At 47.2% G+C, this 26,356-nt stretch carries 34 protein-coding genes; 11 read left to right on the forward strand and 23 right to left on the reverse strand.

All coding sequences use genetic code 11. The features are described from left to right. Positions 1-2: 2 nt before the first annotated feature. The 11 genes from NST07_RS20755 to NST07_RS20805 form a co-directional block, all read right to left on the reverse strand. Positions 3-416 (reverse strand): replication terminator protein, encoded by a 414-nt coding sequence (locus NST07_RS20755; protein WP_342480083.1) that lies wholly within the window; start codon positions 414-416, stop codon positions 3-5. Between the two features lie 95 nt (positions 417-511). After that, on the reverse strand, positions 512-1,069 hold the full coding sequence (locus NST07_RS20760; RefSeq protein WP_342480084.1) for a Holliday junction resolvase RecU: 558 nt from the start codon (positions 1,067-1,069) through the stop codon (positions 512-514). Beyond that, positions 1,032-1,211 (reverse strand): hypothetical protein, encoded by a 180-nt coding sequence (locus NST07_RS20765; RefSeq protein ID WP_342480085.1) that lies wholly within the window; start codon positions 1,209-1,211, stop codon positions 1,032-1,034. Before NST07_RS20765 ends, NST07_RS20760 begins: the two co-directional genes overlap by 38 nt. A gap of 17 nt (positions 1,212-1,228) precedes the next feature. After that, positions 1,229-2,203: a hypothetical protein gene (locus tag NST07_RS20770; RefSeq protein ID WP_342480086.1), complete on the reverse strand. Its 975-nt coding sequence runs from the start codon at positions 2,201-2,203 to the stop codon at positions 1,229-1,231. 17 nt (positions 2,204-2,220) lie between these two features. After that, on the reverse strand, positions 2,221-2,601 hold the full coding sequence (locus NST07_RS20775) for a hypothetical protein (protein ID WP_342480087.1): 381 nt from the start codon (positions 2,599-2,601) through the stop codon (positions 2,221-2,223). Beyond that, the gene (locus tag NST07_RS20780; protein ID WP_342480088.1) at positions 2,601-2,993 is read right to left on the reverse strand and encodes a hypothetical protein; all 393 of its coding nucleotides are present in this window, start codon (positions 2,991-2,993) and stop codon (positions 2,601-2,603) included. Before NST07_RS20780 ends, NST07_RS20775 begins: the two co-directional genes overlap by 1 nt. Next, positions 2,983-3,498 (reverse strand): hypothetical protein, encoded by a 516-nt coding sequence (locus tag NST07_RS20785; protein WP_342480089.1) that lies wholly within the window; start codon positions 3,496-3,498, stop codon positions 2,983-2,985. The genes NST07_RS20780 and NST07_RS20785 overlap by 11 nt, the downstream gene beginning before the upstream one ends. Before the next feature lie 213 nt (positions 3,499-3,711). Further along, positions 3,712-3,981 (reverse strand): hypothetical protein, encoded by a 270-nt coding sequence (locus NST07_RS20790; RefSeq protein WP_342480090.1) that lies wholly within the window; start codon positions 3,979-3,981, stop codon positions 3,712-3,714. 12 nt (positions 3,982-3,993) lie between these two features. Then, positions 3,994-4,722 carry a Rha family transcriptional regulator gene (locus tag NST07_RS20795; protein WP_342480091.1) on the reverse strand — a complete coding sequence of 243 codons (729 nt, stop codon included), beginning with the start codon at positions 4,720-4,722 and terminating at the stop codon, positions 3,994-3,996. A 259-nt stretch (positions 4,723-4,981) separates the two neighbouring features. Beyond that, complete coding sequence (locus NST07_RS20800; protein ID WP_342480092.1) at positions 4,982-5,170, reverse strand: helix-turn-helix domain-containing protein; 189 nt, start codon at positions 5,168-5,170, stop codon at positions 4,982-4,984. Further along, the gene (locus NST07_RS20805; protein ID WP_342480093.1) at positions 5,167-5,385 is read right to left on the reverse strand and encodes a helix-turn-helix transcriptional regulator; all 219 of its coding nucleotides are present in this window, start codon (positions 5,383-5,385) and stop codon (positions 5,167-5,169) included. The genes NST07_RS20800 and NST07_RS20805 overlap by 4 nt, the downstream gene beginning before the upstream one ends. 219 nt (positions 5,386-5,604) lie before the next feature. Between NST07_RS20805 and NST07_RS20810 the strand changes: the two genes are divergently transcribed. The 7 genes from NST07_RS20810 to NST07_RS20840 all read left to right on the forward strand — a co-directional run bounded on the left by NST07_RS20810 (position 5,605) and on the right by NST07_RS20840 (position 9,888). Beyond that, on the forward strand, positions 5,605-6,039 hold the full coding sequence (locus NST07_RS20810) for a helix-turn-helix domain-containing protein (protein WP_342480094.1): 435 nt from the start codon (positions 5,605-5,607) through the stop codon (positions 6,037-6,039). Between the two features lie 17 nt (positions 6,040-6,056). Next, the gene (locus NST07_RS20815; protein ID WP_342480095.1) at positions 6,057-6,467 is read left to right on the forward strand and encodes an ImmA/IrrE family metallo-endopeptidase; all 411 of its coding nucleotides are present in this window, start codon (positions 6,057-6,059) and stop codon (positions 6,465-6,467) included. A gap of 78 nt (positions 6,468-6,545) precedes the next feature. Then, entirely contained in the window at positions 6,546-7,760 is a 1,215-nt protein-coding gene (locus NST07_RS20820; RefSeq protein WP_342480096.1) for a tyrosine-type recombinase/integrase, read from the forward strand. A 162-nt stretch (positions 7,761-7,922) separates the two neighbouring features. Continuing rightward, complete coding sequence (locus NST07_RS20825; protein WP_341094100.1) at positions 7,923-8,294, forward strand: iron-sulfur cluster biosynthesis family protein; 372 nt, start codon at positions 7,923-7,925, stop codon at positions 8,292-8,294. 129 nt (positions 8,295-8,423) lie between these two features. Further along, positions 8,424-9,002, forward strand: coding sequence for a carbonic anhydrase (locus NST07_RS20830; RefSeq protein ID WP_038593636.1), 579 nt, complete (start codon positions 8,424-8,426; stop codon positions 9,000-9,002). A gap of 182 nt (positions 9,003-9,184) precedes the next feature. Continuing rightward, a complete protein-coding gene (locus tag NST07_RS20835) occupies positions 9,185-9,601 on the forward strand; it encodes a hypothetical protein (protein WP_341097712.1) in 417 nt (138 codons plus the stop codon). Next, positions 9,601-9,888, forward strand: coding sequence for a YxcD family protein (locus tag NST07_RS20840; RefSeq protein ID WP_341094101.1), 288 nt, complete (start codon positions 9,601-9,603; stop codon positions 9,886-9,888). The genes NST07_RS20835 and NST07_RS20840 overlap by 1 nt, the downstream gene beginning before the upstream one ends. Positions 9,889-10,050: 162 nt before the next feature. On the opposite strand, the gene NST07_RS20845 is transcribed toward NST07_RS20840, so the two are convergent. Continuing rightward, positions 10,051-10,245: a sporulation protein Cse60 gene (locus NST07_RS20845; RefSeq protein WP_038593642.1), complete on the reverse strand. Its 195-nt coding sequence runs from the start codon at positions 10,243-10,245 to the stop codon at positions 10,051-10,053. 423 nt (positions 10,246-10,668) lie between these two features. On the opposite strand from NST07_RS20845, the gene NST07_RS20850 reads away from it, so the two are divergent. Next, complete coding sequence (locus tag NST07_RS20850) at positions 10,669-11,124, forward strand: GreA/GreB family elongation factor (RefSeq protein WP_342480097.1); 456 nt, start codon at positions 10,669-10,671, stop codon at positions 11,122-11,124. 45 nt (positions 11,125-11,169) lie between these two features. On the opposite strand, the gene NST07_RS20855 is transcribed toward NST07_RS20850, so the two are convergent. The 3 genes from NST07_RS20855 to NST07_RS20865 form a co-directional block, all read right to left on the reverse strand. Next, positions 11,170-12,186: a S66 peptidase family protein gene (locus NST07_RS20855; protein WP_341378966.1), complete on the reverse strand. Its 1,017-nt coding sequence runs from the start codon at positions 12,184-12,186 to the stop codon at positions 11,170-11,172. A 174-nt stretch (positions 12,187-12,360) separates the two neighbouring features. Beyond that, entirely contained in the window at positions 12,361-12,720 is a 360-nt protein-coding gene (locus tag NST07_RS20860; protein ID WP_341094105.1) for an acetyl-CoA acetyltransferase, read from the reverse strand. A gap of 179 nt (positions 12,721-12,899) precedes the next feature. Beyond that, complete coding sequence (locus NST07_RS20865) at positions 12,900-13,739, reverse strand: DegV family protein (RefSeq protein WP_342480098.1); 840 nt, start codon at positions 13,737-13,739, stop codon at positions 12,900-12,902. A 238-nt stretch (positions 13,740-13,977) separates the two neighbouring features. On the opposite strand from NST07_RS20865, the gene NST07_RS20870 reads away from it, so the two are divergent. Then, a complete protein-coding gene (locus NST07_RS20870; RefSeq protein WP_038593656.1) occupies positions 13,978-14,190 on the forward strand; it encodes a hypothetical protein in 213 nt (70 codons plus the stop codon). 103 nt (positions 14,191-14,293) lie between these two features. On the opposite strand, the gene NST07_RS20875 is transcribed toward NST07_RS20870, so the two are convergent. Beyond that, positions 14,294-14,824 (reverse strand): ATP-binding protein, encoded by a 531-nt coding sequence (locus NST07_RS20875; protein WP_341378968.1) that lies wholly within the window; start codon positions 14,822-14,824, stop codon positions 14,294-14,296. 176 nt (positions 14,825-15,000) lie between these two features. Here NST07_RS20875 and NST07_RS20880 point away from each other — a divergent pair, with 176 nt between their 5' ends. Together NST07_RS20880 and NST07_RS20885 are read left to right on the forward strand one after the other, a co-directional pair. Then, a complete protein-coding gene (locus tag NST07_RS20880; RefSeq protein WP_342480099.1) occupies positions 15,001-16,173 on the forward strand; it encodes a pectin acetylesterase-family hydrolase in 1,173 nt (390 codons plus the stop codon). A 75-nt stretch (positions 16,174-16,248) separates the two neighbouring features. Then, positions 16,249-16,884 (forward strand): TetR/AcrR family transcriptional regulator, encoded by a 636-nt coding sequence (locus tag NST07_RS20885; RefSeq protein WP_341094108.1) that lies wholly within the window; start codon positions 16,249-16,251, stop codon positions 16,882-16,884. 48 nt (positions 16,885-16,932) lie between these two features. Here NST07_RS20885 and NST07_RS20890 read toward each other — a convergent pair whose 3' ends face one another. The 7 genes from NST07_RS20890 to NST07_RS20920 form a co-directional block, all read right to left on the reverse strand. Continuing rightward, positions 16,933-18,348 carry a HAMP domain-containing sensor histidine kinase gene (locus tag NST07_RS20890; protein ID WP_342480100.1) on the reverse strand — a complete coding sequence of 472 codons (1,416 nt, stop codon included), beginning with the start codon at positions 18,346-18,348 and terminating at the stop codon, positions 16,933-16,935. Next, entirely contained in the window at positions 18,345-19,022 is a 678-nt protein-coding gene (locus tag NST07_RS20895) for a response regulator transcription factor (RefSeq protein ID WP_342480101.1), read from the reverse strand. The genes NST07_RS20890 and NST07_RS20895 overlap by 4 nt, the downstream gene beginning before the upstream one ends. A 59-nt stretch (positions 19,023-19,081) precedes the next feature. Continuing rightward, on the reverse strand, positions 19,082-21,040 hold the full coding sequence (locus NST07_RS20900) for a serine hydrolase domain-containing protein (RefSeq protein ID WP_342480102.1): 1,959 nt from the start codon (positions 21,038-21,040) through the stop codon (positions 19,082-19,084). Between the two features lie 235 nt (positions 21,041-21,275). Continuing rightward, the gene (locus NST07_RS20905; RefSeq protein ID WP_342480103.1) at positions 21,276-22,580 is read right to left on the reverse strand and encodes a 6-phospho-beta-glucosidase; all 1,305 of its coding nucleotides are present in this window, start codon (positions 22,578-22,580) and stop codon (positions 21,276-21,278) included. Further along, the gene (locus NST07_RS20910) at positions 22,565-23,551 is read right to left on the reverse strand and encodes a BadF/BadG/BcrA/BcrD ATPase family protein (RefSeq protein ID WP_342480104.1); all 987 of its coding nucleotides are present in this window, start codon (positions 23,549-23,551) and stop codon (positions 22,565-22,567) included. Before NST07_RS20910 ends, NST07_RS20905 begins: the two co-directional genes overlap by 16 nt. A 7-nt stretch (positions 23,552-23,558) precedes the next feature. Next, positions 23,559-24,578, reverse strand: a complete 1,020-nt coding sequence (locus NST07_RS20915) for a LacI family DNA-binding transcriptional regulator (RefSeq protein WP_341094116.1) — start codon at positions 24,576-24,578, stop codon at positions 23,559-23,561. A 78-nt stretch (positions 24,579-24,656) separates the two neighbouring features. Next, on the reverse strand, positions 24,657-26,303 hold the full coding sequence (locus NST07_RS20920) for an extracellular solute-binding protein (protein ID WP_341094117.1): 1,647 nt from the start codon (positions 26,301-26,303) through the stop codon (positions 24,657-24,659). Positions 26,304-26,356 lie beyond the last annotated feature (53 nt).

Consider the following 26,356-nt stretch of genomic DNA (forward strand, 5'->3'; position numbering starts at 1 on the left):
GATTAGTTGCCCCCTTGGGATTTACGTTGTAGGTATGAAACATTGCTTTCCGCTTCCGGCTCGGTAACTTTAACCCCTTTATCGTCCGCGATGTCGCCGTCATTATCGATCATCATTTGATTCTTCATTCCGGAGACCAGTTCTGCAGCTACTGTGGATCCGTCTTTTTCGACTCCAAAAATGATTTTGGTAGCAATCCCGTGAGCCGGCGCCAGTGTAGTCTTAACATCTGCTGATACAAGAGCGATTTCCCGCTCCTCATCAGGCTTCAGCGTAATAGTAACCACTACCTTGCGGGCCTTCTTCCAGTCGGTATTCGGGTCCTGGACGTTCTCAGCTACCTTCTGTAGCTCAATGTTAATCCGCTCCCCTACCGCTCCACCTGCTAATGTACTGAGATTGATGTTTGTCTTCATGCTGTCTGACCTCCATATGGTTGTTTTTGGTTAAATAAGCACACCAGTTCTATTTTAGGCTGCGGTGGTGCGCGGTCCCGAATCATATCCGGCCCCTACGCTTCTGCCGGAAACCAAATTTTATTAACAGCAGCCAGGTAATCGACTGGAACGCGACCGTTCCGAATCTCGTAACCCTCAATTTCAAAATCATCAATCGAAATGCTCTTGCGTCCGCCCGGCAGCTTGGATGCCTGCTTGAATACTCTTAAGGCAACGAAAGGCAGGAGATACATTTTCCTATTACGGGTAAAGGATACAAGGATAAATGCTATTGACCCGTGTCGATGTGACTTTTCTAAATGGTCGTATTGGTGATCTTCAATCCGGCTTAAATCAAGTCGCATAAGGTCACTGACTTCCTTGGCTTCAAAATCTATACGGCGGTCCCGGTATATGCCGTCATAATCCACCGTGGATTTTTTATCGAATACCGCCAAGGTAATGTACTGCCCTTTTCGCTCAAGCACTTTAACTGGGGTAGGACGCTTATTGATTACTGCCCTGTCCTGGGCTTCGTACATTTCGTTACTGAGGTCAATGTGACCCTCAAACACCATTCCACGGTTCCCGTAACTAATGGGATATTGCTTTTTTCTTGTTCTTACGCCCATTCTTACCGCTCCCCTCTGTAGGCTGGTGCGTCTGAAGAACATAACGCTTGTCGTCGATCATAAGCACACTCGCCAAGTCTTTATGGACTTTAGCCACTGTGACGATTTTCTTGTATTTCTTACCGACCTCATATTGTGTCATTAGCCCACCTCCAAGTTTCATCTGTTCTTTCCTTCTAGTTGCCTGCGCTCTCGCTCAGCTTTCATATTGGCTGCCTTCTGCATTAATCTTTCATGCTCCTCAGCGCTAATCGTTGCAGAGCCATCGTCTTTTGAAATTTCAAGCTTCGGCTTTCCGCTCGGAGTTGACCCCGTTCTTACCTGCTGCTGTTGGGACCTCATGTGAGTTAATATTTTCGGATAATGCTCCCGGAGGTTCGCTGGGCTGAAAATGATTGTTCGATAGAATTTTTCGTTGAGTCCGTACTTGATAACCTCACCCAGTTCAATTTCTGGAATCTTGTCCCGTTCAAGGATGAGTCGGAAGGTATCAGCCCACTTTTGGAAATCAGGTTCTTTGATCAAGTGACTTGTTCCCAGTTCAACTGCATTCTCATAAGCCAATTTATGAAATCGTTTAGCCAGTTTGTACACCCGGTCATCCTCGGAATAAACGCGTTTAGCGTTTTTTCGAGAGGGGGGATTTGGTGGCTCTTTCTTTTTTTTATCTTTGTTCTCTTTATTATCTTTATTATTATTGTTCCATCCCTGTTCCAACTGCGTTCCATCCCCGTTCTCACTGCGTTCCAAGTCCGTTCCAACACTGTTCCAAGTTGCCTTTTTATAATGCTCAAAACCTTGATACATCGCGTAATTAACGACTGTAAAGAGCGTTCCAAGTTCGGTGTCTTCTATTTTCAATCGTTCTTCCTTGACCAACTGCTCGATTTTTCTTGAAATTACGGATAATGAGTACTTTTTAACAGAGCGGTTCTCAATATATTCCAAATCACTCGCTAGATTTCGGTATGCCCGGAGAAACTGACCGCGCTTCACATGAACACCGGAGATCATCTTTCCATCCTCCGCATACACTGCATTCCCGACGATGTAGAAGAAAATCCGGAATTTTGGAATGTCCTGCCATATTGGATTTTCAAAGATATCCCGGCTCGTTTGAAAAGCGCCACTCATGAAACCACCTGCTTACTTTATGTCTTGGCTGATATTGTTGCTGCAGCAATGCCAGCATCCGATTGAGCACAGGATTGGCAGCAATAGTGTCTTTTGTTGAAGGTTAAAGACTTCTCGATTGAGGGCATAATTTTATAACAATCTGAATTCGCACAGCGCCAAGGCGCTTTCTTACGTTTCGGTGATCGCCGTGGTGCCTTGGTTCGATCATCATCCTTGCCGACCGATTTCTTGTCCACCTTTTTTAGCTCCGCTCTCAGTTCCTTTATTTCTTGATTAATAGCAGTTGACGGTATCCCGTACAAACGAATCACATCCGCTTGCTTTCGATACTTCGTTGTGAGCTCACTACGGAGCCTATTGCGCTCTTTAAGCTTCTCTTCTACCAACTGAGGCATTAATCTCCACCTCCTAATGTGTGCATATCGTGCCTTACACGCAGCCGCAATTCATAGATGTGCTCCCGAAGAGATGAAAACTCGTTCTTCCAAATCATCTTTTCTTCCAGAGCCCTTGCCTCCAGCATTCGTAAATCAGCCGTTGCCAGTTCTCCAGCAGTTTCCTTCTCTCCTTTAGGAGCATCCTTCTTAGCCTGTGCGTAAGCTATCTTACGGGCTGCATAGATACGGGCATGTTCGCCTTCCCTGACGGCAGCCACGCGCCCCATAAGCATATGTGCTGCTGTCAGGAGGCGTATCTTTTCAAGGATTGCTCCAGGAGCACTATCATCGTAGGCATCAGCCTGTTGCCGGTAGGATCTTATATCTATGATGTATTGCTCAATCTCCATGGGCATGTTCCCTGGATAAGATGACAGCGTAACAATCCCAGTTGCAGCAAGTGGTACCATCAGGCAACTGCAGGCTCTTCTCACCAACCACTACGGACCGTTCACAAGCCGGGCACACCGTCAATTCTGGATTATCGATGTACATAGGCTCAATCTCCTTTAGTGCATCTAGTTGATCTTTTAGCCTCTGCATTTCCATTCGATAAAAATAAGGCTGAACGTCATAGCAGAACCTATCCGGCCGCCGCATAAGAGCCCTACGCTTTCGAATTTCCTTGGCAAGCTCGACCACACGCATTTGATCATCCGTGAGCTCGATCCGTTCAAAATCAATCTCTGTTTGCGGATTTATATAGGCAACCACTTTTACAATCGCTGAGAGAAACGAATTACTCCAGATAACCCCTTCGTCGCGTGTGAAAAAGTACTTATCATAGAGTGGTAATGTGTAAGGGGTGACTGATGGGTGCTCGTGCTTACGATATATGTCAGCATACGAATGCATTGCGTTCGCCCTCATTTCGTGCTACGATGACAGTAATTGAATTTTGAAAGTTCGTGTTCAGCCTGCCGGCTCCTACCCCGGTGGGCTGATTTTCATTTATACGGGATGCTGTATTAAAGTACTGTCGGCGCCAAAGCTCACGCAACCGATCTGATTTAGCCTGTTCCAATAACATTAGTAGGTTCCCGCAGACTCTCACTCGTTGTCTTTTTTTCACACTTCTCCCCCCAATCTCGCTGGTTCAATCCCAATAATTTCGCTGAGCTGCTGCTGACCAAAAGCAGTTAAGAACACAATGGCCTGCGCATCCCCGAATTCGTCATTTCCCTGCAGCCAGGTTCCGAGCTGATTTTGTCTGAAACTGATCGGCAAATCCTTGCGGATCTCTTCACCGGTTGCCGGGTCAATCACCAGAATAGTAATCTTATCTGCCCAGAGGCTTTTATTCTCCGGAGCAACGTTTGGCACGGCTTTAAGTCCCAATGTAAACCCTCCTTAATTCATGGCTCCTATACTGAGCTCTTTTACGATAGTGGTATAAATCTCTTTCAGCCGAGGCTCTGCTTCGATTACGTCCAGCCGGTTAGCATCATCTACTTTGGTCTTAGTTGCTCCGGACTCCCGCAAGCGTTCCTTTAAGTTCGTTAACCTGCGTTCCAAATCGCAGTGAGCGCGTCTTTCAAGAATCTGATAACTGTGAGTTCGAATTTCCCTATAGGACATTCCCAGCCGGACTACAGCACCGTTCAACATGCCTTTCATCTTGTTACGCCAATCTTCATCCCGATCTAAGAATGTGTCTTTAAGGATGCCAAGCTGCCGATCTGTATCGGCCTGCCGTTGTTCAAGAAGCACCTGCCTTTGTTCTGTTTGAATCATCATTTGGAGAATAGGACTGAGCTCACCGAGATTTACCGGTTGCTCCTGACGCTTAAGCCTGTCGAACTCTGCAATGTACTTTTCTTTGAAGACCATTGCCTGCGGCCCGGTGTATCCCATTGCCAGCAGCGTAAAACCTTGCTCTGTCATTATGAATTTAGGCATCGTCCGGTTTTGATCATTGGTGTAAGAGGACTCGGCGAAATTGCCGACTCGGAATTCTTTGCTGCAAGGTAACTCCCGGACATCCCGCATGACCCGGGCATGCTCTTTACCGAACGCTTCAGCCACCATAAGGCTGTCTGTAACCGGCTTGCCGTTATTAATGAATACCAGTTGATTCATGTTGTCACTCCTTCCGGTAAGTTCAATGAAGTTATAAATCTCACCTCTAGATCATCTATGATTCGAAGCATTTCCGAGTTATCCATATGTTGCCGGCGAGTCCGGTCGATGAAGTCCTGCATTTGTTCCGGAGTACAGTCGCGGTCCAAACAGTTTTGAAATAAAGTTGCCAGATCAGGGTATCTACTTTTCTTTTTATTCAAGGGGTATCTCCTTTCAGGTATAAATCTTGTATAGGTTGTTATGATGGCTGATAGAATTACTTAGCAGTTCCTAAAAGCCCCCCTTCATACTCAAGCAACCACTCCCGCTTGATTCTCCAGCACCTCCCCTGCTTATAAGCCTTTAATTCTCCTGCCTTGATACGATTGATTACTGTATATTTGCTAATATTCAGGTAATCCGCAGCGTCGAGTACGTCGATGGTTGGTTTTAGCTCTTCAATCATTTCTTCATCACCGCCACGTTTTTTTGATTTTCTTGCAAAAAATAATCAACGGTCACCCCGAAGTAATCAGCCAAAATTTTCAGTTTGTCCGTTTTAGGCTTGTAATTACCTCGTTTCCAATTGCTTAGTGTAGCAGTAGAAATGCCAGTTTCTTTAGAAACCTGATATGGAGTTTTATCAAACTGTTCTAGCAGGCCAAGAAAGTTTTCATACACAGTTCTATCTCCTTCCAATAAAAGTATTGACTGATAGCTAAGATTTCTTATATAATCATAGTGCCACCTAAGTTATATAAGAAATCAAAGCTATTATTCATTTATTAGCTCAGTTATCTAAGCTATGTTTGTATACTAGCATAGTTTTCTGAGCTAGTCAACAATGACTGGCTTATTTTCCTAATCTATTTTTCACGAAATAAACTGTGGAGGGAAACTATGTACGAGATATTTGAGAAACTTTTAGAAGAACACGACGTCACAGCTTACCGAGTAGCCAAGGAAACCGGCATAACAACTGCAACACTCACTAGCTGGAAACAAGGGAAATACACACCTAAACGTGAAAAACTCCAAAAAGTGGCTGACTACTTTGGAGTGAGCGTTAACTACTTGATGGGCATTCCAGAGGAAAAAACCTCTTCAGACGAGGACAAGCCCTATTATGCCCTCACCAGTAAAGACGAGCGCGACATCGCCACGGAACTAGAACGGATGATGAACGATCTCAATAGCGACACATCTCTCGCGTTCATGGGCGAACCTATGGACGAAGAAGACCGAGAATTGTTGAGAATTTCGCTCGAGAATACATTACGGATGTCTAAGAAAATGGCGAAGAAAAAATTCACTCCAAAAAAATTCAGAAATTAACTTCCGGGGGATAACTCATGGGGAAACACATATCCAGAGAACTCATCCAAACCCACAGAACTAATAGTCCAACAAGAATTGCATCTGAGAGAAATGTAACGGTTTTGTATGAGGATTTAGGGAAAAACACATGGGGGTATTACACTTGTATTCGGCGGATACCAGTCATACATGTTAACAATCATCTGCAAAGGTTCCACCGTTCCTTTGCTGTGGCTCATGAATTAGGCCATCACTTTCTTCATCCTGGTGTAAACACGCCATTTCTGCGAGGTAACACGCTGTTTTCAATCGACAAAATTGAGTGGGAAGCAAATCAGTTCGCTCTATATTTATTAATCGGAGATTTGCATCCAGAACCAGACGAAACAAAGCAACATTTTTTATTGCGCTGTGGGATACCTGTTCAATTTCATATTTTTTACTAACCCTCGTGCTTCCCAGCCACAAGGCTGTTTACATATGCCCAATTACAGAACATACGTTTGTCGAAAGGAGAAAAATGGATGACTAGAAAGAAAACTGATGAAAAGTTGCCGACTAATATCCGTGAACGCGATGGAAAATTCACCTATCGGTATCGTATCCCAATCACAAAAATCATCAATGGAGTAGAGAAAAAAGACAGCAAAGAAATGGAATCCCCACGTTTCGATACGCTTGGCGAGGCCGAAGATTTCGGTATTCTTATTAAAGCCCAGAAGTTAAAAAAAGAACTATTCTATTCCGAAAAGATAACCGTCAGTATTTGGGGGAAAATCTGGCTCAAAGACTATGAGCTTGAGCAGGGAATCGGAGAGGAGACTGTAAGGCTTCGCGATTATGGGCTAGGAAAGTTAAACGAGGTATTCGGCGCATTCCAACTACGCGACGTAACTCAGAATGCATTTCAACAATTTCTGAATAAATTAAAAGCGGAGGGTTTCGCCAGATCCAGCATATCATTGATTAAATCTTCGGCAAGGATGATGTTCTCTCATGCGGTAGTCAAAGGTCTATTAACTGTAAATCCCACAGACGGCACTACTATACCTAAAGACAAAAGACAAGCGCGAAAACCCGGCGAAAAAAGAGTTGTCCTTCCGAAATACCTCGAGAAAGAAGAACTAAAGGCCTTCCTTCAGTTATCACGATTCATGATGCATGTAAACTATTGGGCGCTTTTCATCGTTCTAGCCTATACAGGTTTGCGCATTAGAGAAGCGGCAGGGCTCCAATGGGAAGATATCGACCAACAAAGAAAAACTATAGACATAAACAAACAAGTTAAGGGAACGAGCGTCCGAAAATACCACTTTGCTCCAACGAAAAATATCCAAAGTGAACGTGTAATAAGTTACGGAGAGACCGTTCAAAAAGCATTAAGCCAACTACAAACTTGGCAGAAAAATGAACGGCTGTCAGCAAAGGGGATTAACCCAAAAGATAACTTTGTCTTCTGGAGCGAATACCCCGGATACCCTATTTCCGTCAACAGTATTGCTCGGATGATGCAAAGGGTGTTAGAAGCTGGTAATCTTCCGCTTAACCTTACAGCTCACAGTTTCAGGCACACACATGTTTCACTCCTTGCTTCTAATCCGAAGGTAAGTCTTCCAGAAATACAAGCTCGGATCGGGCACAAAAGCAATTCTAAAGTAACTGAACTTATTTATTTACACGTGACTAAGCATAGACAAATGCAGATGGCTGATGACTTTGAATGGGCAATTAATAATTAAAAGAATCTTTTGTGGGTAAAGTGTGGGTAACGTTTTCGAAATAACTAAGACTATAGCGGGTTCTTGACGCCTGTTTATTATAATAAGTATAATCAACTTCAGAGCCTTACATCTCTAATTTGAAATACTTTATCATTAAGCCGATAGGAGTGTGAACAGAACATGAAGATTCAGATTACACCTCTGGCCGAGAGGAAGCTGAAGGAAAGGCTTGGGGATCAGCCGGGGCTTTTTAAACTCTTTTATGATACGGAGGGTTGCGGCTGCGACGGAATCAATGTTCTGCTGATCGTTAATGAAGCACAATCCGGCGATGTTTCCATTGATGCAGACGAGTTGTCTTTTATTATCAGCCGCCAGCAGGAGATCTTTTATGAAGAGCAAATGCGGCTTGATGCCGAGGAGCGTTTCTCTTCGTTCAAGCTGGACAGTCATTCACAGATTTATGGCAAGAATATTCTTGTAAGAGACTTGCGCAATACCGAAGCACCCCAGCCGGGTGCAGGAATTGCTTACGAAGTAACTCCCCGTTAACCCTTAAGCATCTATTCCTAAACCTAGGAAGCTATGCTCACAAAACACAGTGTATCCTTCCGAGGTAAGTTTTGCACGAAGTAAACCTAGGAAGCTATGCTCACAAAACTTTTAGGAGGAAGCATGGTCATGACTCAAATTACGAATATCCTGGAATTCAACAAACAGTTTGTCGAGAAAAAAGAATACGAAGCCTATCTGACCAGCCGCTTCCCTGATAAAAAAATGCTGATCATCACTTGCATGGACACCCGGCTCGTAGAGCTGCTGCCCAAAGCAATGAATTTCAAAAACGGTGATGTCAAAATCATTAAAAATGCCGGTGCGATCATTTCCCAGCCCTTCGGCAGCGTAATGCGGAGCGTAATGGTCGCGTTATACGAGCTGGATGCGGACGAAGTTATTGTGGTCGGCCATTACGAATGCGGCATGGCTTCGCTGAATGCAGACAAGATGATCAACTCGATCAAAGAGCGCGGCGTTTCCGAACAGGTCCTTTCGACCCTGGAGAACTCAGGGATTAAATTAACCAAGTGGCTGCGCGGGTTTGACAATGTGGAGGAAGGGGTAATTCAAACTGTGGAGCTGATCAAGCGCCACCCCTTACTCCCCCCAAACGTGCCTGTGCACGGCATGATCATCGATCCGGCAACCGGAGCGCTTGAGCTTGTCTCGGACGGGTATGTGGAGAACAAGGCAACTCTCTGAAACTGCTGTTTGCGTGGATCCTGGATCCGCGCACTTTTTTTTGGCCATAATTTGTATTCCGGCATTTAATCTTTAAATTATTATATTAAAATTGAAACCTCCTAGGGCATACTACGTATTACCGGACAGACACTACAAATCCAAGACAACCTTTAGGAGGGTACTTGTACTCAATGAAACCCATGAAACGCGTAATGATGATTGTAATGGCCTTTACCCTGTTTTTTGCCGTAACCGCTCCTGACTTTGCGGATGCACGGCGTGGAGGCGGCTTTAAATCCGGATCCCGCGGATTTACCACCACTCCAAAGAAATCTACAACCAATAATGTGAAACAAAGCGATAGCACCAAAGGAACAACAGCCGGCACTGCAAAACGCGGATTCTTCAGCGGAGGCAGTTTGATGAAAGGCCTGATGATCGGCGGAATCGCCGGCTTCCTCTTCGGGGGCATGTTCGGCGGAATGGGCGCTTTCGGGAATATCCTTGGCCTATTGATTAATATGCTTGCCATCTATCTTGTAGTGGTACTGATCATGTCCTTCTTCCGCCGCAGAAAAGAAAGACGCAGGCTTGAGGAAAGGGATGGCCGTTACTAATGCCAACAACTGTTCTAAGCATGGATGAAATTATTAACGCCATCTGCCTGCATATGGCTGAACGCAAGGCAGTCCGTGTGGAAGATGTTCAGGTAGAACTCAGTTGGGAGGAAGATACCGGGTACAGCGCAGAGGTGTGGATTCAAGGCCGAAGCCAATACCTGGTAGAGTCCAATATAACTGAAGCGATCCTCCGCTATATGCACAGTGAGTATGGCATCCGGGCTTACCGTGAAGATCTCAGACTGGAGCTGGATGAAGAAATAACAGCAATTGTCAACACCTGATTCTATTACTTCATTGCAACAAATAAAGGGACAGCCTCCGGGCTGTCCCTTTATTGTTCTGCCGTTAATGTGAACGGCTAAATGCTGAACGCATGATAAAGTAAGATGATCACTATACATAACGTGGAGAGGGCGGACAACCACGTAAAAAACAAACTCCAGTTATAGCTTTTCATTCGTCTTATACACAATCAGAATGGTACTCCGTTGATGCTCCGCCCCGTCCCGCGAAGATTTGACTACGGAACCGTAGCACACCTTCACCACTTGTTCTTCCTGCAATCCCATCAGAAATTCATTTGCCTTATTTTCAGCATAGGAATTATCCGCATCTACAAACTCTTTAACTTGAATCATAATATTCTCCTTTAATAAATGTAATTATTTGATAGTTCAAATTCTATATAAGAAAACAATGAAGTGCTCATGGCGCATCACTCCTCTGGTAACATTTAATGTAAGAAACCTCTAAACATACAGCAAGGCACTTCGCAGTAAACTGCGAAATGCCTTAATATCAGTCAAGCTTAACATTCAATGGGAGAAGGGTCAAATGTTTTCACTCCATATTATGAAAAAATCTATGGCAGCCCTGTGTAACAATCGTTTGGTTCTCTGCTGAGAAGCTGATATACTGTTGTGAAGGTCTCCATTTAAGGAGATCTCTATTTGCACACCCTTTTTTAAGGGCGGTACACCAAATTTTGAGGAGGCTGGACATGATTACGAATTACAAGATGGCAGCAGGGGATGTTTTTCTTAGAGGGGGTGAAATCTACTATGAACCATAGTCTTCTACTGCAAACCTCCCGGACTCAACTGGTAAAGCAGCTGTTATATTTTGATGAAGAGAGAAATGGATTTCTCAATCATTATTACCCTGGCAAACATCCTCAGAGAAAACAGGCGGAGGAACTGATTAACCGCTACTGCACTATTCTAGAGCAGCTTCTCTCGGACTATAGTGAAGAGAAATTATGCTCCAGTGTATTGATTGGAAGCCGGCTGGACCTCCGCTATTTGGAGGATGGTTATATAGACACCTACACCATTGTGTTCCCTGCATACACCGACCCGGCTGAAGGGAAGATTTCCTGGCTGTCGCCACTGGGTATGCAGCTGCTGATGGCCCAGCGCAATCATGAGTATGAGCTTGAAGTCCCTTCAGGGAAAATCTCTGTCATGATTGACAACATCAGATTTGAGAATAGCGGCGAAGTGGATTCAGCAGTCTGAACAAAGAAAGGGGCAGCCGCCGGGCTGTCCCTTAATCATTTTCCGCTAATCCTTAAAATACTGGGTAATTGTCCCCGCACCGTTCTGCATCTTCACTTCCGCATACGCCCCGTTGATTAAAGTAAGCTGCGGCGGAACATGGCCGAAGTCAACATCATAGATTACCGGCAATTGAAGCTCCCCGGACAATTCTTTGTAACAATCCTCCACCGTATAGTTGTCCACCGGACGATTGGCACCGCTTCTCCCGAACATAATACCGGAGCAATGCTCGAACCAGCCAGCCAGTTTCATCTGTACCAAAGACCGGCGCAAGTCCACAGTATTCAATTCACAATTCTCCAAATACCACATGATCGGTTCGTTGTGAATCATGTTCTGCTGGAAATACTGCACATTTCCGAAAGGTGTCCCGATGATATGCCGGATCACATCTATGCAGCCGCCAAGCAAACGCCCGGACAACGTTACTTCACCAGCAGTCACCGATTTCCAAACCGTCGGCTCATCCAAATGAAAGATAAAGGGGGAATCAACGTCCACTCCCCCCTCCTGCTGATACTTTGCCGAAGAATTCTGCATAATCGAACCTCCACGGGGCGTGGACATTACCTTTTGCCACATGGCTGTAGTGTTATCGGTTTGCTTCCCCCGCAGATCTGCCAGGCTTGGACCGTGCGCTGTTGCCAGACCCGTCTGCAGCGTAACGGCAAGCAGCAGCAGACTGATATCGGAAAAACCCAATATCCATTTCTCCTGCACCAGGCTGAAATCTATATATTCCAGCATTTCAATCAATAATTCCCCGCCCCATGGCGGAATGATAAGGTCGATGGCATCCTCCTGCATCATGGCGTTAAATTCCTCGGCACGTGTTTTGCCTGAAGCTGATTTGGCTTTATTCTGTTTAAATACCGTCTCGCCGCAATACACCCGGTATCCTTTTTCTTTCATCCGCTCACAGGCTTGCTCGAACAGCTTACGGTCTAGTGGACTTACGCCATATGAAGAAGCTGTCACACCGATCGCCGCCCCGTCGTTTAATAAAGGGTATGTAATCATTTTCTACCTCCTGAAAAAAATCCCGCAATCCACCTTTGATTCTACATCGAATAGCAAGTCTTCGGAAGCCCGGATTGATCTTATACAGATACAAACGGCAAAAGACATGACCAGAACATACGGCAGAGCTGCCGATGATCCAGATCATGTCTTCTATTCCTGATAGGGCCGGGATTAGATCAAAGAGATGGCAAGCAGCTCGAATAGCACAAGCGGTAAGATCACATTATTGTTAATCGGCGCGGGATATGGATAGTAGCCCGGACCCGGCGGGAATGGTTTGTAGTACGGATTATAGTATCCGCGTACAGATTGTGTGGTAGCAGTTACTGTCAGATACAGATTTTTGCTGTCCATCCCCGCAATGATTCCCTCATGCATGAGTCCGTCAATCGTCTGTACTTTCACTTTATGGTTTAAGTAGGGCTTGCAGGAGTGATGCAGAGATTCACGGACTCCGTGCAGGTGCTGGACTACAGCAGGGTCGGCTTGATAGATAACCGTCGCTTGCTGGCTGGAATTATATGTCGACATGTTGGTTGACCTCCGTAATTGGTTTTGCTTCAGTCTATGCTGATGCCTATAGTAAGGTGTCTTCCCTCCCATATCTTATAGAATACCGCCCCAGACAGGTCTCCCGGAAAACAAAATAGCCGCACGCGGGGCTAGTTCCCATGTACGGCTTGTTTATCTTTTTTAGGGCTACATTCCCTTTAAAAAGCCACTCCGATTCCGCCTTCGCCGGCATAGGTGCCCATAACCGGTCCCATGCTGGAGAATACGACCTCTTTAAAGGGGTGTTTTTCGAGAATGCGTTCTTTAATCTCCAGGGCCAGCTTCTCGCAGTTGCTGTGCACAATGGCAATAACCGCCTTCTCGTAATCATGCTGCTTCTCCTCAAGCTTGGCCAGCAGATGGTTGAGCGCCTTGGGCAGCCCGCGGGTTTTCTCCACCACCTCAACTGTACCTTCCTCGCTGATTTTGAGCAGCAGCTTGATGTTCAGCACCGAAGCCACCGCGCCCGACAAACGGTTCAGCCGTCCGCCCTTGATTACATTTTCCAACGTATCCAGCGTGAAGAATGCTTCCACTTCCCGGGATTTGAGAAGAATCATTTCTTTCAATTCCGCAAGGCTTGAACAGGTCACCGACCATTTCGCCGCAAAGGCGACAATCAGGGATAGTCCACCGGAAAATCTCTTCGTATCTATAACTTCAATCGCATTCGGAAATCCTTCTTCTTCATACATTTCCTTGGCGATCATCGCGGCCTGATAGGTGCTGCTAATATTGGAGGACATGCAGACGACCATAATGTCAGTACCTGCTTCCACTTCTTTGAACTTATCCAGGAAGACTTGCGGACTGGGACTTGCTGTGGTCGGCAGATCCTTCGATTCGCACATTTTAGCATAAAAAGCCTTCGTGTCCGTATTTTCCGGCATCAGCTCATGTCCGAAATGAACCGGCAGCTGGACTACAGTAATATCATATTGGTTAACGTACTCAAGGGGGATGTCGGAACCGCTATCCGTAATTATCTTGATGGGCATCAGAGTGCTCTCCTTTCAATTCTATATTATTATAGTCACCAACAGCACGAATCAATAGTACATTTTATAACTTGTCAAAACATTTCTTTTATGCTTAGGGGTATATTAACTCACTTTCCGGACTATTTTTGCTGTATGAAGAATCCCGGTAACTGAAATAGCAGTCGCCAGTGTACTTTCTTACCTTTCCATGTTGTGATATGGTAAATAAATCAGCGTATAGAAATGGAGTGTAACCATGGGCAAGAACAGAGTGTGGAACAAAGGTAAGCATAACGGAGGCGGACTGGCGAAGAAAAATGTAACGGACAAAGAATCCGCAGAATCGGCAACCCCAGCCGAGAGCGCTCCTGAGATTCCGAATCCGCGGATTGATACAGTAAAACCGATGAACCGCAGCAATTGGGTTGTTCGTCCGGCTAGGGTAACGCCTAAAGAAACGAAAGAATAACAAGTTGCAACAAGCAAATACCCAGTCAGAACACGATAATTCAGTGTTGGACTGGGTATATTTTATAAACTTAGCATTTTGGGGATGTGAAAATAATCTATGCTCAGACCACTGTTTCCCCTTCCCCTGAAGGGGTCTCAAAACCGTTTAAAAACCGTGTGAGCGTGTCCTCGGTGATTGGAAACGCCGCATTGGCATCAAATCGTTCACTGCGGATTAGCAGCCTCTGCCGTAATTCCTCAGGCTCAACCTTCAAATGAATCAGTTCCCACACGCCGCCATACTGTTCAATCAGCTGCTTGTAATCGTTCCGTCTTTGACGCTGCCAAAAGCTGAAATCGATGACGACATGCTGCTTCGCCTGGATCAGGCGGACCAGCTCCCCGCGCAGCTTCATCTCGGATTGTTCTTTATACTGCTCATAATTCTCTTCAGGGTAATCCACTCCATAACGTCCGTGAGAAGCCCAAATGTCTTCATCTATTGAAAGACGGACGAATCCCTCTTTCTCCAGCTTTTGAGCAAAGGTTGTTTTACCCGACCCTGCCACACCACACATCATCACAACGACAGGAGCTGTGTTCATCGCCTTGTACTGCACCAGCTGTCCGATCACTGACTTTTCACTCCGCATAATATGTCATCTCCTTCCCGGTCAACCGAATGTGCAGATCGTTTCTATGTATTTCTCTGTCTGGCAAGCGAAATCCTGTTCGGTAGAAAACTGGACTAAGGTCGGTTGTTACGATAAGTATACACCTTGTGTAACGAGTTAACTTGACGTATACTCCCATTAAGGGGGAGATGGATATGAGAAGAATAGGGAAAATCACGATGTTCACAGGAATTGGATTGTTGAGCCTTATTTTGATTGCCGTTCTTGTGATCAGCACTTTTGTAATCAAGAGGCCGGCGACTACAGCCTCCGAACTGGCAGAAGTGAAGCCTTACAAGTGGAATAAAGTTAAGCTGGACGGAAATGTCATCTCTAGTGACGGATCAGAGTATTTTCTGTGGAATAAAAAAGGGGAAAACAATAACTGGATCATCTTCTTTTCCGGAGGCGGGGCCAGCTGGGATGCCAAAAGCGCCGAGCATCCGATCAAGATCATGAATTTCATTAAGGGCGGGGATACAGGCAATTATTTTGCCAACATCCCCTTCTATATGCTCTCCTTGCTGAGAGGCATGATGGACACGGATAACCCTGACAACCCCTTCAACGGCTGGAATGTTGTATATCTGCCTTATTCGACCGGTGACTTCCATATCGGCAAGCACAATGCGGAATATAAGAAGGAAGACGGCACCCCCTTCACTATGCGCTATAACGGCAGCAATAACGTGCGGAGCGGCCTCGACTGGATTTATGCTAATGTGGATACGCCCGACAAGCTGCTCATCGCAGGCGAAAGTGCCGGTGGGTTCGGCTCCGCCTTCTGGGCGGAGGAGATTGCCAGTCATTATAAGGACTCCGAGATTTATCAATATTCCGACAGCTCCTTCCTGAAATCGGACAAATGGCCGAAGGTTGTGGATCAGGAATGGCACGCTGACTTTACCAAGACATTTGGGTATCCCGCCGAAGCGGATATCATCGGGGCAGCCTTTAAAGCCAACGGATATCTCCTGCCGCCCAATGCTATACTATTACAATCCTACTCGTTATTTGACGAGATCCTGATTCACTTTCAGAACAACATCAACGATTATAAAGGGCCACAGGACCAGAAGAAGATCAACGAATGGTCACAGCAAATGCGGGCATCCGTGCGTTCTTTGGACGCCGCGTTACCGAATTATTATTATTATCTGACTGACTATGGACTGGATGCTGAGAAGGGCACAACCCCGCACACATTTGCAACGCGAGAGACTTTTTTTCAAGCAGAGCAGGATGGTGTTACACTGCTGAAATGGCTGGGGGATGCGGTTAACCATCAGAAGCCCTATTCGGTGGGCAGCAAGTTCCTTGAGAAGTAAGAGTAAGCTCAGCAGATTTAAGATTTAAAGACATTTAGCACAAGGAAAAATAGCAAGAGGCAGGAGAGAAGATAGATGAAGCTGCGTGAAAAGCAGATGCAAATGACGCGGGAGATGATTAAGGATACAGCGCTGAACCTATTCTGTGCGCAAGGCATTGAGCGCACCGATATGGCTCAGATTGCAGAAGAAGCCGGTGTCTCCCGGCGTACTTTGTATCATCATTATAAGGACAAGGAAGAATTAGCCGCCCAGATCTATGTTGAGAATCTGGAGCGGATGTTCGGACAGCTGCTGTTTGACTTTCGTTTCGAGCAGCCCGAAGAATCCCTGGAGATTATTCTGGACAAGTATTTGGCGCTTAGGGAGCATCAGGAGTCGTTGATCTATTACGATGCCATTTTTGGCGTCTACTATAGCACTCTATCCAAGAATCCCGCTGAACTGCCTGATTTCAAGCAAGCGATGCAGGGCTGGTACACGCGCCTAGTGCAATTGGACACCGTACCGGTAGCTCCAGAGGAAAAAACAAGATGGATGGACATTCTGCTGAAGTCCACCCACCTGTATTTCATGTATTTACAAAAAGCCGTTATTATTGCCCACCAACGCGGCGGAGAAGTTACAGAAGAAGACATGGCTAACGATCGCCAGTTCAAAGATTTCATCATGCAGAGCGTACGGCATACCAACCATCACAAAACCCCTTAAGTGTGCTTCATGAGCACTTAAGGGGCAATGCAATCCACAGAAGTCAGCTTACTTCCCTTTCACCAGGTCATCATCAGAGGGCTTATGGACCTTCCGGCTGGCCGCAACAGATGGAGAGAAAGGAAGTCTGACGATAATCGTCGTGCCCTCTCCTACTGCACCATCCACCTCGATACTCCCCTGATGCAAAGAGACAATTTTCTTCACAATCGCCAGTCCAAGGCCGTTGCCGTTATTGTTCCCGTTCCGTGACTTGTCGACTTTATAGAACCTTTGGAATATCGCGCTGAACTCTTCCGGGGAAATACCGGTCCCGTTATCGCTAATGGTAACGGATACTGCTGCTGCTCCTACGTCTATCCCGATACGGATGTTCCCGCCCTGCGGTGTAAACTTGATGCTGTTGCTAAGCAGATTCATCCAGACTTGCTTAAGCTGATCTTCATCTCCCTTGATTTTGACAGCCACCGGCAGCTCAAGATCAATGACGATGCCTTTGGCCGACCACTGCGGCTCGCAGGTTACAACGACGGTTCGAATTTGCTCATCAAGATTAAAGTCGCCTGCTTCGAAGGGATGGTGCTCGGAATCCAGGGAAGCAAGCTTCAGCAGATTATCGCTGAGTCTGGACAGACGGTCACTCTCCGCAATAATGATATCTAGGTATTCGCCGCGTTCTTCCTCCACTACCAGATCATCACTCCGCAAAGCCTTGGCAAACCCGGAAATAGACGTCAGCGGTGTCTGAATTTCGTGAGAGACATTGGATACAAAATCCTGCCTCATCTGCTCCAGCTGCTTGAGCTCCCCGGCCATCTCCACATAGCTTTGCGTCAGATCCCCTATTTCGTCCACCCGGTTCACCTTTAACTCTACTTCGAAATCACCCTTTGCCAGCCTCTTCGTCGCATTTGTCAGTGCTTTGATTGGCTCCACCAGATACCTGGCGGCAATGAGAATACATATACTGCCGAGCAATAGCACAAGTAGAAGCACGAAGAGCATCATCCGGTTAACGATATTTTCGTTCTCGGCGGAATACTGCAGGAACATCGCATGCCACTCCCCTTTTAGCAGAAACGGCATTCCGACGAATGTATCCTTATCATCAGCGCTGGAACGATAGAACTTTCCTTGCAGCACTTGTTTGACAGCTTCGGGGGTGATGATGACAGCTGGATTATCTTTGAGCCCATAGAAGGTATGTTCCCCGGAAGGATTGTACAGGTGGATCGGGTATGCGGATACCTTAACCATACTGTTCAGGAACTCATCCTTATCCTTAGGTTTGGCGTCATCATAGCGATGAATGATTTCCTTGCCCACTGCGATCATTTCGTTCTGACCCTCATAGCTTATTTGCTTCTGAAAGACATATAGACCAATGAGAAAAGAGCATATTAGGCTAAAAATAATGATGCCGAGAAACGTGAGAATGACACGAACATACAAGGTCTTGATCATGACTCAGGAATCAGCCGGTAGCCCAGACCGCGTGCCGTTTCGATTTGAAATTGCCCGTCGTTGCCAGTGAACTTATCCCTCAGCCGGCTGATATGGACATCGACGGTCCGGCCATCCCCTTCATAGTTCAAACCCCAGATCTGCATAATCAGCTGCTCCCTGGTGAAGATTTGTCCGGGGTGGCTGGCCAGCAGAAACAGAAGCTCGAACTCCTTCAAAGGAATAGTGACCGGCTCATTTCCACGGAAGACCTGAAAGGTACGGCGATTGAGCTCAACATTACCCACCTGTACAGTCTGGGAAGAAACGACCAGCGAGCGTTTAAGCAGCGCTTTTACCCGCATCACCAGCTCAATGGGATCAAACGGCTTGGTCAGGTAATCATCCGTTCCCAGTCGGAATCCTTTCACCTTGTGTGCCGACTCTGCTTTGGCTGTTACCATCAGAAGGGCGAGGTTGGCATCCCAGCGCCTGATTTCTCTGCACAGATCCCAACCGTCCAATCCTGGCATCATAATATCGAGAATAACGAGATCCACCCGCGAGTTCTCCACGATGGACAGCGCTTTGACGCCATCGCTGGCCTCTTTGATTTCAAAGCCTTCTTTTCGCAGGTACAAAGACATCAGCTTTCGGATGTTCGCATCATCATCCGCGATAAGTATAATAGCCACGATCATCCTCCTCTCTTAGGCTTATATTATATATGATTTGTTCCTGGCAAGAAATGGCCTTAGCCGAACTGCCAGCCCAGCAGATTCCAATGGTAGAAGAACAGGCACAGTGCCACAGCGGAAAGTGCCACAAAAGTGTAATGCACGCGTGTGAAATCCGTCCAGTACTTGTTCTTCCAAGCCAGCACAGCCGAGACAAGCAAAGCCAGAGTCATTCCAACGAATATCACAGGCATGGCTAAAACGAGATAAAATGAGGTACTGACGCTGCTGAGTCTCTCCAGCGTGTCCAACGACATAAGCACTGCAAATGTTGTGATAAAGCTTATTAGTCCCCAACCCGCTGTCGCTGCGGAGAGTCGAATCGCCCATTTTTCAGGATTCGTCATTACCTTGAGCTTGCGTCTGGAGAACAGTAGTCCCAGCAGAGCAGTGAGGAAAATCAGGCCCGAGACGCCGAGCAGGACAAGCCAGAACTTGTTCTTATCTATGAGCGGTGTGCGTTCCAGCGGCATATCCGGAATAGCGCCCAAGAGCATATGTGTGACTTTCCCGGAGTCGTCGGTGCGGAATCCGATTTGTTCCGTGCCTCCCTCATGCTGGAACAGATTAGTGTCCACAGGGACATACAATTGTTGTTCACTGCCACTTCCCAAGGACAGTTTATTGTCTGAGACGGTTACATTAATCTGGGCGAAAAAACTGAAAAATTTATCAATGTCGCTGAAATTGCGGCGTGTAAATTGATAGGAGCCCGCATACTTTTCTAGAGATTCCGCAGAAGCGGAAATCACTGGCTGCTGAGGTACAGGAGCAGGATAATATTTGTTAAAAAAAGCTTGAACCAGACCTTCTGCGGACTCACTGCCCTGACCGCCATTGTAGGAGACGAAGATGCCGACATTCTTGGCAGGCACAAGATACAATTCCGTGTTGAACATCGGGTCCGCACCGCCATGGGCAATAACATTCAGGCCGTTATACCGTTTCTCGGCGAATCCAAGATCCACTCCAGGCATACGTTTGTCGAATTGAAATGCCGTCGAATGCATTAATTTTGCCGTACCCGCTCTCAGAATCTCCTTGTCACCATACTTCCCATTCTGCAGATGGGCGATCATGAAGTGAGCCATGTCTTCTGCAGATACTGTACCTGAGCCGGCGGGACGAAAGCCGCCTTCGAATGTAGGTGTACCGGGAACAAAACTGCCGTTCTTGCTTGTGTAACCCAGAACTTCGTATGGCTTAAACTGCTCCGGCAAAGGCTCCACTACGGTTGCATGTTCCATATCCAGCGGATCGAAAATGTACTTTTTAATGTAATCATTGTAAGGAATTCCGCTTACTTCCTCCACAATCAGGCCCGCGAGTGTGGCGCCATAGTTGGAATAGGAACTGAGCTCGCCTGGCGGTCTTACCCGTGCCGGCATATGCTTGTCGAGCGTTTCGGAGATCGACCCCGGCAGTTTGGCAGGGTCCGTAGTGATTTGATAGCCAACGCCACCTTCTTCGAACCCGGCTGTATGTGTCATCAAATGACGCATCGTGATAGGCTCAGGATAGGTAGCTGGTATCTTCACTGATTTCAGGTAGGTATTAATATCGGTATCCAGATCAATCTTGCCCTGCTCCATCAATTGCATCACCGCCGTCCAGGTGAACAGCTTAGTGGTTGAAGCGATCCGGAACATGCTGGTTGCGGGATCAACCGGTACAGCTTTTTCCAGGTTGGAACTGCCGTATCCCTTCGCCAGAATAATCTTTCCGTCTCTCACAATGGAGATGACCGCTCCCGGAATGTGCAGCCTGTTCATATCTTCTTCCATTATTCCATCCACGAAGGTAGTCAGACCCGCACTGTCATCAAGATTCCCTGGTGCTTCAATCTGATGCACCTCTGGCTTGGCTTGAGCCGTTTCAGCCGAGGCCAGTTTCCCGGATAACATCAGGGTTCCCCCTAACCCGGCACCTAGAACAGCCAAGAGGGCCAGACCAGCGATTAGCCTTTTTTTCATCATCGTAAACATCATTTATCCTCCGTATCATCATTTATTGGGATTGGATAAGCATCCGCCCTAACACTTATAGAGATTATCAAAGTATTATGAATGGAACGTTAACAAGCTATAAAAAAACAAACAAGACTGCTTTGCCGCCGCCAAGAGCGACAGAAAGCAGTCTATTTACAGTTACCGGGATTCAATTTATATGGCTAGCTATTTCAATACCGATGCGCTAAACATCTGTTACGGCTCAATCTTTAAAGAATAACGGTAAATAGTCCTTGTTCTTGAGCAGCATTTCTTCAAGCATCTGCTCCGCTACATTGACGGAATCTACCAAGGGATGGTTCGCCAAAGCCTGCAGAGCCAGCCCTCTGTCTCCAGTAACAGCAGCTTCAATCGTAAGCTGCTCATAGGTTTTCACCGCATGAATCAGCCCTTTGGCAGCCACAGGCACCCGGGATACAGGCAGTGGAATAGGCCCTTGGCTAGTGACGACGCAGTTCACTTCAATAGATGCATCCGCCGGGAGGAAATCCAATACTCCCTGATTGCGCACGTTGAGGGTCTGAATATCGCGAGTATCATTGTAAATGGATTTCATCAATAGTACTGCGGCTTCAGAGTAGTAAGCCCCGCCCCTTTTCTCCAGCTGCTTAGGTTTCTCCGACAGATTGGGGTCCAGATATAGCTCGAACAATTCATCCTCCAGCCGCTTAACCACCTCGGCCCGGGTTCCTTCATGCTCCAGGGCATGCTGCTGCTCCTCCAGCAGTTCCCTGGTCAGATAGAAATATTTTAAGTAATAGGATGGAATGGCCCGGAGCGATGAGATAAAGCTGGCGTTCCATTGGAATTGAGGCACGTTCTTGGCTGAATAACCGTCACGGTTATCCAGTAGCTCCTGCAGCTTATCCTCTCCTTTAATGTGTACCTGAGTAATCCAGTGCAGGTGGTTGAGGCCTACAAATTCGCAGTAAATGTCTCTGGCTGGCGTCTCATACAACTGCGACAGCCACTTATAAGCAGCAATCGGTGAATTGCATAGCCCGATGGATTTGACCTTGGTATGCTTCAGAATGGCTTCGGTAACCATCCCTGCCGGATTCGTAAAATTCAACATCCAGGCCTCCGGGCAAATCTCCTCAATATCCCGGCAAATGTCCAGCAGCACCGGAATTGTCCGCAGCGCCTTCATCATGCCACCCGGTCCGGTTGTCTCCTGGCCGATGATCCCGTACTTCAGCGGAGTGGTCTCATCCCAGATCCGTGCTTTGAGCAGACCTACCCGCATCTGGGTGGTCACAAAGTCCGCTCCCACCAAAGCTTCGCGTCTGTTCAGCGTCTGCTCCACCGTAATGGGCAGACCCGACTTCTCAATCATCCGCTTCGCCAGATTGCCAACAATTTTTAACTTCCCCTCTCCTTCGGGGATATCCACCAGCACAATTTCGCGGACAGGAAAGCTCTCAAAATTGAGAATAAACCCTTCGATAATCTCCGGCGTATAGGAAGAACCGCCGCCAATCACAACGACCTTTAAGCTTTTATCCATGCTGTATTCGCTCCTTCTATGGAAAGCTGCTGTTCAAGCGCTTCATATACTTTATCCGCTATGGTCAATCCCGATTTCTCCATCGCGCGCAGGATCGCACCGCCCACAGGCTCCATCCTTAATACACGTATCGTGCAGCCTTCTGTCAGCTGCCCCGTGATGGCCGGTGCCATGTATTTCCCGCCGTTGCGGGTCAGCACACTGCCGACCAATACTACATCAAGTGTAGCTTCCTCCATTCCAAGCTTCTCAATGACGGCTCTCGCCGAAAGACCCAACTCAAGCCCTTGCTGCTGAAGGATCCGAAGCGCCACGCGGTCACCTTGATCCGCCGCTGGAAAGAGAAGCTTGGTCAGATCCACAGGAATATGTCTGCCATGATCGAGATAATCATGAAAGAGGCTTTCTACAGAGTCATATCCGAGCGTACCCAGCACCGCTTCCGTCAGCAGTGTCCGTTCCTCTCTGCCTTCCCAGGAGCGGATCACTGAACGGAATACCTCGACAGCCAGCTCGCTTCCGCCGCCAAAATCTCCGAATGCATAACCAAAGCCACCGCACTGCAGTTCTTGTCCCTCAGGACTAATTCCGAGGCAGTTGGTTCCCGTTCCGCAGATCAACACCACACCATACGGCTGTCTTGTACCCGCCCGCAGGCCGATAACGGTATCGCAGACAATCTCATAATTGGTGAAGCCCAGCGCTTTAATCATCGGGCGCAAAACAACATAATCTGCTTCCCGGTCCGCTCCGGCCAGTCCAAATGACGCGAACGCAATATCGCTGCGGCTTAGCCGCGCGCCTTGCAGCGCCTGATCGACCGATTCGGTAATGCTGGTCCGGGCCAGCTCCACATTGACTTGATGATTACCGCATCCACTCATTCCACTGCTTACAATCGTTCCTGACTCATCTGTAATTACAGCAATGGTCTTGCTTCCACCTGCATCTATCCCCAGATAATAGTTCAATCCCTAGTCACCCCTGACTAATGTCGCCTTTATATTTTGATGTAGATTTCCTGTAAACCAGTTCAGGCTTTAGCTGCACCCTGGTATGGCTGACCTCGCTGCCATTGATCATGTCCAGCAGGATCTTCACTGCATGCTGTCCCATCAGATCCGCCGGTTGACGGATGGTCGTGAGTGCAGGATGAACTTCCTGGGCAAAAGACTGGTCGTCATACCCGATGACCGATACATCATCCGGCACGTTGTAGCCCGCTTCCTTCAATGCCCGGATGACGCCAAGTGCAATGACATCATCGGCGGCGAAAATGGCAGACGGGATGTTGCCGCGGGCAATCATGTCCTGCATGAGGCCATAGCCACAATTGGTGCCGAACCCCCCTTCAATAATCATGAACGGAGACAGTCCGGCTTCGTTCATTGCATCTATGAAGCCCTCTTTCCGCTGACGGGCGCTGAGGAACACGCTTTGTCCGGTAATATGGGCAATACGCGTATGTCCAAGCGCAATCAGATGTTTGGTCGCTTCATACCCGCCCAAATAGTTGTCAACGTTGATCGTCGTAACATTACTGTGCTCCCCATGACTGTCAATCATCACAAAGGGGATTCGCTTGCGCTCCAGCTCAGTGACATAGGCCTCTTCTTCTAATGAAGAAAGTACGATGATTCCGTCTACACGATCTTCCTGGAACAAGAAATTACTTGCTTCTGAGAAGCCATTCACAGGCTCGGAATCAATGGATAGCGCCAGAAAGTAGCCGCTTAGCTTGAGACTTTCAAAGACCGATTTCACGACACTGTCGAACACCGTATCATTCAGGGCCGTCAGCGTTAATCCGATCACCCCCGTCTTCCCTCTGACCAGGGTTCGCGCTGCTGAGTTCGGGCTATAGTTCAATTCTTTAATGGCTTCGAGCACCTTTTGTCTGTTTTTCTCCCGCACCGATGAGACATTGTTAAGCACACGGGAGACTGTCACGACAGACAATCCGGACTTTCTGGCTACATCGAATATATTAACTTTCATAGGTAAACTCCTAATCTGATTTGGTTCTTTTTAGTATATCATGAGTGTCGCCGGACTCGATGTAGGAGTTTGCTTGCATTATTTGTTCAAATTCTTCAGGTTTTCCTGCCATCTTTCTGTCTTGTACTTCAGCAGCTTGGCATATCCATTCTTCTGGGCATCCACTTCAGCCTGATCGAGAATTGCCAGCACTTCTTCATCATTCTTGGCACTCAGGATGGCTTTGGATTTGGCCTTGTCGAATACATCCTTCACACTCTGAGCAATGATTCCCTCTTCACTGTCGCCTGGCGGGTCCAGATTAACGAATTCCGTCGTATTAAACTGTGTCTTCCAGGTGATTTCGAGCTGCCAGCGTGTCTCCCAGCTACGTTTGTCCTCCGGTAGCGTCTGTTCAAATTTACTCTTCGACTTATCCACATAGACTGTGTTTCCTGTCCATTGGAAGTCCACGGTGGAGTTCATCAATTTGCTTAGGCCTTCAACATCACTTGTATATTTATCTGTGAAAATCGGAGAGTCCTCATCATCCGTTCCGTCCCAATACAAACCTTCCGGACCCCACATCGTTACACGCTGTCCTTCTGGTCCTGTCATCCAATCCAGGAAGGCAAAAACCGCCTCGGGATCTTTTGCAGCTTGTGTAATGACATTTACGTTCCAGCCCAGCTGATTGTAATCGCCCGGGAAGATTTTGTTACGATCCAGACCCGCTTTATGTATAGGCCAGACCATAATATACCCTGCCTTCGGATCTGCCGCCTTCAGCAGAGCATCCCCAGCAGCCCCGAATTCGGTTGGACTCGATGATGCGAACACGGCAATACGTCCGGTGGTCACCTTCTCCGATACCTGCTCCCGCTTCTGTGTGAACGCATCTTGCGTCATCAGCCTTTCACGCATTAATTTACTCGAATATTGCATGGATTCACGGTATACCGGATCTTTAAAGATGGACGTCAGCTCATTGCCTTGCGGTACGGCCATAATCGAATTAAAGCGATAAGGACGGTTCTCCGCAAATGCCGAGGTTAAAATCTCAATTCCATCGGCCTGCCCGACTTCCAGCGGGATGACGTTCGGATACTTTTCCTTCACTTGCTTCAAATATTGATATAGATCCTCGGTAGTCTCTAATGAAGGCGAGCCCAACTCCTCATAGATTTTCTTGTTGACCATATATCCGGCATTGCCGTTAGGCTGCGAGGTATACCAGTTCGGGAATTGATACAGCTTGCCATCCGAGGAGCGCAGCATATTGAGCGTCGATTCTCCGGCCCATTTTTTCAAGTTAGGGTATTTGTCCAGATAATCGTCCAAGGGCACCAGCAAGCCGTTCGCACGCAGCTTCTCAATATCGGAGCCTCGTTCCATCCACATCACATCCGGTAAATCGCCTGAGGCAATCATGGTGTTCAGCTTCTGCTTGGCATTCCCCCCGGAGTTGATAGGAACGACATTGACTTTCTTAGTATTCTTTATCCATTTCGTAGCCGGATCTTCTCCCCAGGCTGGCATGGAGTACCAATCGTAATGCCCATAGAATGAGAACTCCAGAGGCTTATCGCCAAGGGCAAATCCCCCTTCCTTGTTGTTCCCGGTTGACGTTTCTCCTGAAGGCTTGTGGGTTGAGTTCGTGTTGTTGCTGCTACAGGCGGCCAGCATCGGCATCACCATCAGTGCAGTGGTCAGAAGCATAAACATGGATCTCCTCAGTTTTACCATCTTAAAAACTCCCTTCAATATTCTATCTATTGGTCAAGCATGACGCTTTGAAC

The sequence above is a fragment of the Paenibacillus sp. FSL L8-0340 genome, from assembly GCF_038593145.1.
Lineage (GTDB): Bacteria > Bacillota > Bacilli > Paenibacillales > Paenibacillaceae > Paenibacillus_AQ.

Excerpts from the sequence above, each read along its gene's own strand:
- NST07_RS20755 (WP_342480083.1), bottom strand. The coding sequence starts at position 416 with ATGAAGACAAACATCAATCTCAGTACATTAGCAGGTGGAGCGGTAGGG.
- NST07_RS20760 (WP_342480084.1), bottom strand. The coding sequence starts at position 1,069 with ATGGGCGTAAGAACAAGAAAAAAGCAATATCCCATTAGTTACGGGAAC.
- NST07_RS20765 (WP_342480085.1), bottom strand. The coding sequence starts at position 1,211 with ATGACACAATATGAGGTCGGTAAGAAATACAAGAAAATCGTCACAGTG.
- NST07_RS20770 (WP_342480086.1), bottom strand. The coding sequence starts at position 2,203 with ATGAGTGGCGCTTTTCAAACGAGCCGGGATATCTTTGAAAATCCAATA.
- NST07_RS20775 (WP_342480087.1), bottom strand. The coding sequence starts at position 2,601 with ATGCCTCAGTTGGTAGAAGAGAAGCTTAAAGAGCGCAATAGGCTCCGT.
- NST07_RS20780 (WP_342480088.1), bottom strand. The coding sequence starts at position 2,993 with ATGGAGATTGAGCAATACATCATAGATATAAGATCCTACCGGCAACAG.
- NST07_RS20785 (WP_342480089.1), bottom strand. The coding sequence starts at position 3,498 with ATGCATTCGTATGCTGACATATATCGTAAGCACGAGCACCCATCAGTC.
- NST07_RS20795 (WP_342480091.1), bottom strand. The coding sequence starts at position 4,722 with ATGAATCAACTGGTATTCATTAATAACGGCAAGCCGGTTACAGACAGC.
- NST07_RS20800 (WP_342480092.1), bottom strand. The coding sequence starts at position 5,170 with ATGATTGAAGAGCTAAAACCAACCATCGACGTACTCGACGCTGCGGAT.
- NST07_RS20810 (WP_342480094.1), top strand. The coding sequence starts at position 5,605 with ATGTACGAGATATTTGAGAAACTTTTAGAAGAACACGACGTCACAGCT.
- NST07_RS20815 (WP_342480095.1), top strand. The coding sequence starts at position 6,057 with ATGGGGAAACACATATCCAGAGAACTCATCCAAACCCACAGAACTAAT.
- NST07_RS20820 (WP_342480096.1), top strand. The coding sequence starts at position 6,546 with ATGACTAGAAAGAAAACTGATGAAAAGTTGCCGACTAATATCCGTGAA.
- NST07_RS20825 (WP_341094100.1), top strand. The coding sequence starts at position 7,923 with ATGAAGATTCAGATTACACCTCTGGCCGAGAGGAAGCTGAAGGAAAGG.
- NST07_RS20830 (WP_038593636.1), top strand. The coding sequence starts at position 8,424 with ATGACTCAAATTACGAATATCCTGGAATTCAACAAACAGTTTGTCGAG.
- NST07_RS20835 (WP_341097712.1), top strand. The coding sequence starts at position 9,185 with ATGAAACGCGTAATGATGATTGTAATGGCCTTTACCCTGTTTTTTGCC.
- NST07_RS20840 (WP_341094101.1), top strand. The coding sequence starts at position 9,601 with ATGCCAACAACTGTTCTAAGCATGGATGAAATTATTAACGCCATCTGC.
- NST07_RS20845 (WP_038593642.1), bottom strand. The coding sequence starts at position 10,245 with ATGATTCAAGTTAAAGAGTTTGTAGATGCGGATAATTCCTATGCTGAA.
- NST07_RS20850 (WP_342480097.1), top strand. The coding sequence starts at position 10,669 with ATGAACCATAGTCTTCTACTGCAAACCTCCCGGACTCAACTGGTAAAG.
- NST07_RS20855 (WP_341378966.1), bottom strand. The coding sequence starts at position 12,186 with ATGATTACATACCCTTTATTAAACGACGGGGCGGCGATCGGTGTGACA.
- NST07_RS20860 (WP_341094105.1), bottom strand. The coding sequence starts at position 12,720 with ATGTCGACATATAATTCCAGCCAGCAAGCGACGGTTATCTATCAAGCC.
- NST07_RS20865 (WP_342480098.1), bottom strand. The coding sequence starts at position 13,739 with ATGCCCATCAAGATAATTACGGATAGCGGTTCCGACATCCCCCTTGAG.
- NST07_RS20870 (WP_038593656.1), top strand. The coding sequence starts at position 13,978 with ATGGGCAAGAACAGAGTGTGGAACAAAGGTAAGCATAACGGAGGCGGA.
- NST07_RS20875 (WP_341378968.1), bottom strand. The coding sequence starts at position 14,824 with ATGCGGAGTGAAAAGTCAGTGATCGGACAGCTGGTGCAGTACAAGGCG.
- NST07_RS20880 (WP_342480099.1), top strand. The coding sequence starts at position 15,001 with ATGAGAAGAATAGGGAAAATCACGATGTTCACAGGAATTGGATTGTTG.
- NST07_RS20885 (WP_341094108.1), top strand. The coding sequence starts at position 16,249 with ATGAAGCTGCGTGAAAAGCAGATGCAAATGACGCGGGAGATGATTAAG.
- NST07_RS20890 (WP_342480100.1), bottom strand. The coding sequence starts at position 18,348 with ATGATCAAGACCTTGTATGTTCGTGTCATTCTCACGTTTCTCGGCATC.
- NST07_RS20900 (WP_342480102.1), bottom strand. The coding sequence starts at position 21,040 with ATGATGAAAAAAAGGCTAATCGCTGGTCTGGCCCTCTTGGCTGTTCTA.
- NST07_RS20905 (WP_342480103.1), bottom strand. The coding sequence starts at position 22,580 with ATGGATAAAAGCTTAAAGGTCGTTGTGATTGGCGGCGGTTCTTCCTAT.
- NST07_RS20915 (WP_341094116.1), bottom strand. The coding sequence starts at position 24,578 with ATGAAAGTTAATATATTCGATGTAGCCAGAAAGTCCGGATTGTCTGTC.
- NST07_RS20920 (WP_341094117.1), bottom strand. The coding sequence starts at position 26,303 with ATGGTAAAACTGAGGAGATCCATGTTTATGCTTCTGACCACTGCACTG.